General features: G+C 65.1%; 3 protein-coding genes. All 3 read right to left on the bottom strand.

Going from position 1 to position 4,012, the window contains the following annotated elements; genetic code table 11:
* Positions 1 to 10: 10 nt before the first annotated feature.
* From mmsB to chvE, 3 genes are read right to left on the bottom strand one after another with little or no spacing between them, the layout of a single operon-like run.
* Entirely contained in the window at positions 11 to 1,234 is a 1,224-nt protein-coding gene (gene mmsB / locus STBA_RS35320; RefSeq protein ID WP_253195319.1) for a multiple monosaccharide ABC transporter permease, read from the bottom strand.
* 1 nt (position 1,235) lies between these two features.
* Positions 1,236 to 2,855: a sugar ABC transporter ATP-binding protein gene (locus STBA_RS35315; protein ID WP_079252536.1), complete on the bottom strand. Its 1,620-nt coding sequence runs from the start codon at positions 2,853 to 2,855 to the stop codon at positions 1,236 to 1,238.
* 59 nt (positions 2,856 to 2,914) lie between these two features.
* Positions 2,915 to 4,000 carry a multiple monosaccharide ABC transporter substrate-binding protein gene (chvE, locus tag STBA_RS35310; RefSeq protein WP_077063896.1) on the bottom strand — a complete coding sequence of 362 codons (1,086 nt, stop codon included), beginning with the start codon at positions 3,998 to 4,000 and terminating at the stop codon, positions 2,915 to 2,917.
* Between the last annotated feature and the right edge of the window lie 12 nt (positions 4,001 to 4,012).

Raw genomic sequence — 4,012 nt, 5'->3', positions numbered from 1 at the left:
GGTGGGTGGGTTAGGTGGTGGTGGTGAGGCCGCGGCGTTTGTTCCAGATGTCGAAGGCGACGGCGAGGAGGAGGACGAGTCCTTTGATGACTTGTTGCCAGTCTTCGCCGATTTTGAGGAGTTGCATGCCGTTGTCGAGGACGCCGAGGACGAGGCCGCCGATGACGGCGCCGAGGACGGTGCCGACGCCGCCGGTCATGGAGGCGCCGCCGATGAAGGCGGCGGCGATGGCTTCGAGTTCGAAGAGGTTGCCGGCGCCGGTGGTGGCGGTGCCGGTGCGGGCGGTGAAGACGCAGCCGGCGAGGGCGGCGAGGGTGCCCATGTTGATGAAGACGGCCATGGTGACGCGTTTGTGTTTGACGCCGGAGAGTTGGGCTGCGGCGCGGTTGCCGCCGAGGGCGTAGATGTGGCGGCCGAGGATGGTGTTGCGCATGGTGAAGCTGAGGAGGACGAGGAGGACGCCGAGGATGAGGAGGACGACGGGGGTGCCGCGGTAGCTGGCGAGGGTGAGGGTGAAGGCGATGATGGCGGTGGTGATGGCGGTGCATTTGAGGAGGAAGAGGCTTTTGGGGAGGGGGGTGAGGTCGTATTGCTGTTGTTGGGTGCGTTTGCGCCATTCCTGCCAGAGGACGGTGGCGCAGACGGCGGCGCCGAGGAGGAGGGTGAGGTTGTGGTAGTTGGTGTGGGGGCCGGTTTCGGGGAGGAAGCCCTGGTTGATGTCCTGGAAGCCTTGGGGGAGTCCTGACCAGGTGCGGCCTTCGAGGAGGATGCGGGTGGCTCCGCGGAAGAGGAGCATGCCGGCGAGGGTGACGATGAAGGAGGGGAGGCCGATGTAGGCGATCCAGAAGCCTTGCCAGGCGCCGATGGCGGCGCCGATGGCGAGGGCGAGGGTGAGGGCGAGGGGCCAGGGCATGTTGTGTTCGAGCATCATGACGGCGGCGGCGGCTCCGGAGAATCCGGCGATGGAGCCGACGGAGAGGTCGATGTGGCCGTTGATGATGACGATCATCATGCCGATGGCGAGGATGAGGATGTAGCCGTTCTGGTTGATGATGTTGCTGACGTTGCGGGGGAGGAGGACGTCTCCGCCGGTCCATATCTGGAAGGTGGTCAGCAGGGCGAGCAGGGCGATGATCATGCCGTACTGGCGCATGTTGGTGCGCAGGGAGGTGAGGACGAGGTGGGCCAGACCGGTGGGGGTGGGGGTGGTCTGGTGGGTGGTGTCCTGTGGCATGTCACCCTTCCTGGCGGTGGTCCGTGGTGGTGGTGTGGTTTTCGGGGGTGGTGGTGTGGTTTTCGGGGGTGTGGGTCATGAGGTGCATGAGTGCTTCTTGGGTGGCCTCGGTGCGGTTGAGGGTGCCGGTGAGGCGGCCGGCGGTCATGGTGGCGATGCGGTCGCAGATGCCGAGGAGTTCGGAGAGTTCGGAGGAGATGAGGATGATGGCTTTGCCCTGGGCGGCGAGTTGGTTGATGACGGTGTAGATCTCGGCTTTGGCGCCGACGTCGATGCCGCGGGTGGGTTCGTCGAGGATGAGGATGTCGGGTTGGGTGTTGATCCAGTTGGAGAGGACGACTTTTTGTTGGTTGCCGCCGGAGAGGCGGCCGGTTTGTTCGAAGACGGTGGGGGTTTTGATGTTCATGGAGGTGCGGAAGCGTTCGGCGGTGGCGGTTTCGGTGTGGGTGTTGACGAGGTGGTGGCGGGTGGTTTTGGGGAGGGCGGCGAGGGAGATGTTGCGGGCGATGGTGTCGATGAGGTTGAGGCCGTAGGTTTTGCGGTCTTCGGTGACGTAGGCGATGCCGGCGTTGATGGCGTCGGGGACGGTGCGGGTGGAGACGGGTTGGTTGTGGATGTGGATGGTGCCGGTTTCGTAGCGGCCCCAGGAGCGGCCGAAGATGTTCATGGCGAGTTCGGTGCGGCCGGCTCCCATGAGGCCGGCGAGGCCGAGGATTTCGCCGTGGGCGACGGTGAGGGAGACGGAGTCGACGACGCGGCGGGTGGTGTCGAGGGGGTGGCGGACGGTCCAGTTGGTGATGGTGAGGGCGGTGTGGCCGGCGTCGGGTCCGGTGTAGGGGGTGCGTTGGGGGTAGTAGTGGGTGAGTTCGCGGCCGACCATGGCGCGGATGATGTGGTCCTGGGAGAGGGTGGGGGGTGCGCCGGTGGTGGGGCGGACGGGGAGGGTTTCCACGGTGTGGCCGTCGCGGAGGATGGTGAGGGTGTCGGCGATCTGGCGGATCTCGTTGAGTTTGTGGGAGATGAGGATGCTGGGGATGCCCTGGTCGCGCAGGCCGGTGATGAGGGTGAGGAGTTTGGTGCTGTCCTCGTCGTTGAGGGCGGCGGTGGGCTCGTCGAGGATGAGGAGTCTGACGCGTTTGGCGAGGGCTTTGGCGATTTCGACGAGTTGTTGTTTGCCGACGCCGAGGCCGGCGACGGGGGTCTGGGGGTGTTCGCTGTCCAGGCCGACGCGGCGCATCAGGGTTTCGGTTTCGCGGAGGGTGTCGGGCCAGGAGATGATGCCGGTGCGTGAGGCGCGTTCGTTGCCCAGGAAGATGTTTTCCGCGATGGAGAGGTGGGGGATGAGGGCGAGTTCCTGGTGGATGATGACGATGCCGCGCCGTTCGCTGGCGCGGATGTCTTTGAAGGTGCAGGGGGTGCCTTCGAAGAGGAATTGTCCTTCGTAGGTGCCGTGGGGGTGGACGCCGCTGAGGATTTTCATGAGGGTGGATTTGCCGGCGCCGTTTTCTCCGCAGACGGCGTGGATCTCGCCGTGGCGTATGCGGAGGTCGACGTTGTCCAGGGCTCGCACGCCGGGGAAGGATTTGCCGATGCCGTGCATTTCCAGGACATGCTCTGCCATCACACATGCTCCCGTGTTTGTGTTTGCGTGCTGGTGCAGCCCCGTCTCTCCCGCGGGGGTCAGGTGAGGTCTTCCTCGCTGTAGTAGCCTTCTTCGATCATGATCTGGTAGTTGTCGGCGTCGATGCTGACGGGTTCGAGGAGGTATGAGGGGATGGTTTTGACGCCGTTGTCGTAGCTTTCGGTGTCGTTTGCTTCGCATTCCTGGCCGCTGAGGAGTGCGTCGCTCATCGCGACGGCCTGCTGTGCCAGTTCGCGGGTGTCTTTGTAGACGGTCTGGGTCTGTTCGCCGGCGATGATGGACTGGACGGATGCGACTTCGGCGTCCTGGCCGGTGATCACGGGGAAGGGCTGTTCGGGGGTGCCGTAGCCGACGCTCTTGACGGCTGCCAGGACGCCCAGGGAGATTCCGTCGTAGGGGGAGAGGACGGCGTCCAGGCGCTGGGTGCGGTAGTCGGCGGTGAGGAGGTCGTCCATGCGTTCCTGGGCTTCCGAGCCGCTCCAGCCCTGGGTGGTGATCTCGTTGAGGTCGGTCTGGCCGCTGCGGACGGTCAGCTGGCCGGATTCGATGAACGGCTGGAGCACGCTCATCGCGCCGTCGTAGAAGTAGCGGGTGTTGTTGTCGTCGGGGGAGCCGGCGAACAGTTCGATGGTGAAGGTGTCGTCACTGTTCTCGGTCAGGCCCAGGGTGTCGGCGATGTACTGGCCCTGGAGGCGGCCGACCTGCTCGTTGTCGAAGGTGGCGTAGCAGTCGACGTGTTCGCTGTCCAGCAGCAGCCGGTCGTAGGAGACGACCGGGATACTCGCGTCCGCTGCCTGCTGGAGCACGTTGCCCAGGGAGGAGCCGTCGATCGCGGCGATCACCAGCAGGTCCACTCCCTGGGCGATCATGTTCTCGACCTGGCTGATCTGGTTTTCGATCTGGTTCTCGCCGTACTGGAGATCGGTGTCGTACCCGGCTTCCTCGAACAGGCGGACCATGTTCTCCCCGTCCGCGATCCACCGTTCCGAGGACCGTGTCGGCATCGCTATCCCGATCGTGCCGCCCTCCTCGTCCGGGTCCCGTTCCTGGCTCCCACCCGAATCCTGGCCACACCCCGCCACACCCAGCCCCAGCACCACGGCCAACGCCGTCACACGGACCACACCCGAGACACG

Source organism: Streptomyces sp. MP131-18, assembly GCF_001984575.1.
GTDB classification, from domain to species: Bacteria; Actinomycetota; Actinomycetes; order Streptomycetales; family Streptomycetaceae; genus Streptomyces; species Streptomyces johnsoniae.
The sequence above is the reverse complement of the archived record's forward strand: the minus strand, read 5'-3'. Positions and strand labels throughout refer to the sequence as shown.